The sequence below is a fragment of the Actinokineospora sp. genome (assembly GCF_050699995.1).
Lineage (GTDB): Bacteria > Actinomycetota > Actinomycetes > Mycobacteriales > Pseudonocardiaceae > Actinokineospora.
This window is the reverse complement of the sequence record NZ_JBOHGC010000160.1, coordinates 1-2,076: the sequence shown is the minus strand read 5'-3', so window position 1 is coordinate 2,076 and position 2,076 is coordinate 1. Positions and strand designations below refer to the sequence as shown.

Annotated in this window: 1 protein-coding gene; it reads left to right on the top strand. The window is 70.1% G+C overall.

Annotation, left to right across the window (positions count from 1 at the left end; genetic code table 11):
* Nucleotides 1–192: 192 nt before the first annotated feature.
* On the top strand, nucleotides 193–2,076 hold a 1,884-nt coding region (locus ACRDSQ_RS08900; RefSeq protein WP_431420349.1), incomplete at its 3' end, for a S8 family serine peptidase.

The following is a 2,076-nucleotide window of genomic DNA, read 5'->3' as shown; positions in this document are numbered from 1 at the left end:
CCGCCACGGTGCCCGGGAGGGTTGGGAGGGTGATAGAAATCCCCACACTTCATCTTGACCCCCCCTGGCCTTCAGCGTAAGTTGATGAACTTGATTCATTTACATGGCGCAGTCCGTCCCGCGGTGGTGTCGAGGCGGGCCGGTCCATACACCGGGACGCTGTCGCGGGCACCAGGCCCGCTGGGGGTCTTCATGGATCGAAAGCACCGCTGTGCTCGCCTCGCCGTAGTCGCCCTCGCTCTCGGGGTCATCGTCACCGTGCCGGGCCTCGCGGCGAAGGACGGGGGGCCGAACGACCGGACGGCCGGTGACCGATCGGCCAGCGCGAAACTCGATCCGTTCCTCGACCGCCTGGTGCGCGGCCACGGATTCAAGGTCGACAAGGACGGCCGCCCGGAACCGGTTGGGCCGGAAGAGCTCGCGTACTACGCGCGCTTCCTGGCGATCGACGCCGCCGCGAGCCCCCCGACGGCGCGCGTCCGGATGCGGCTCGATCACGGCGCCCGCGGCGCCATCGAGTCCATGGGGATCAAGACCTACGGAGCGCTCCGCGGGTTCGCCTCGGCGGTGGTGCCGATCCCCCGGTTGAAGGACGTCGCCGCGGTGCCGGGGATCGAGATGATGCAGATCCTCCGTATTCCCCGCCCCGAGCTCGACGTCAGCCGGGTGGAGATCCGCGCCGACCAGGCGCAATCGCCCGCCACCTTCGGGGCACGGGGATCCGGGGTCATCGTCGGAATGGTGGACACCGGGGTGGACTTCGGCCACCAGGACTTCCGCCGCGCGGACGGCACGACGCGCATCAAGTACCTGTGGAACCAGAACGACACCTGCGTCGGCACCGCGCCCCCCGTCCCGTTCGATTTCGGCTGCCTGTACACCGAAGCGGACATCAACGCCGCCATCGGGGGGACCGGTTCGATCACCGCGGCCGACGCTGCGGGCCACGGCACGCACGTCCTGGGAACAGCGGGCGGTGACGGCAGCGCCACGGGCAACGGCCAGCCGGCGTTCACCTATGTCAGCCCGGCGCCGGACGCCGATCTCATCGTCGTCAAGACGTTTCCGGAGCCGGGCGCGACGTGCAACACCTGCTTCGAGGTCAGCCTGGGGCTGGATTTCATCGGCGCCAAGGCGGCCGAGCTCGGGATGCCTTACTCGACCAACCTGAGCATCGGGTCCGATTTCGGCGGGCACGACGGCAGCGACATCGACGAGATGACCATCGACTCGCTCACCGGACCCGGTCTCCGCGGCAGGGTGGTCGCCAAGTCGGGAGGCAACAACCGCGGCTTCGGCATCCACGCCTCCGGCGTCGTCTCGAACGGCACCACGAACATCCACACCTTCACCATCCCGACCTACGCGCCGCTGCCCGGGATCTTCAACGACGTCCAGGCCTGGTCGCTGTGGTACGCGGCCGGCGACACCCTGACGGTCAGCATCGAGGACCCGGCGAGCGGCCCGTGCGGCGGCAGCGTCCTCAGCGTGACCGCCTCCACGGGCGACGGACTGGTGGCGAACGTCACGGGCAGCGGGACCATGCTCATCGACGACACCCCCTCCCCCGCCGCGAACGGCGCGCGCTTCTTCGACATGGAGGTGGACGACCAGAGCGGCACGGCGCCCTGCCGCGGCACCTGGACGGTGCGGGTGACCGGCAACACGATCACGGCGGGAGGGCGCTACGACATGTGGATCTGGTTCTCGAGCTTCGGCAGCGCCGGGGCGTTCTCCGACTGGAACGAGCCCGACCCGACGCAGCTGATCAGCGTGCCCGGCACCGCCTTCAACGTGACGACCGTGGGGGCCCACGTGACCAAGACCCAGTGGGTGGCCTCGACCGGGCAGACCGTCGGCTACACCAACCCGCCCGCCCTGGGATCCCTCGCCCCGTTCTCGAGCCCCGGGCCGACGCGCGACGGCCGGCTCAAGCCGGAGGTCTCCGCCCCCGGCATGGGGATCGCCTCGGCGCTCTCGACGCAGGCCGGCGACGTCGGGCTGCGGACCGTCCTCGACGGGGTCCACTGGGTCATCGAAGGCACGAGCATGTCGGCGCCGCACGTCACCGGGGTG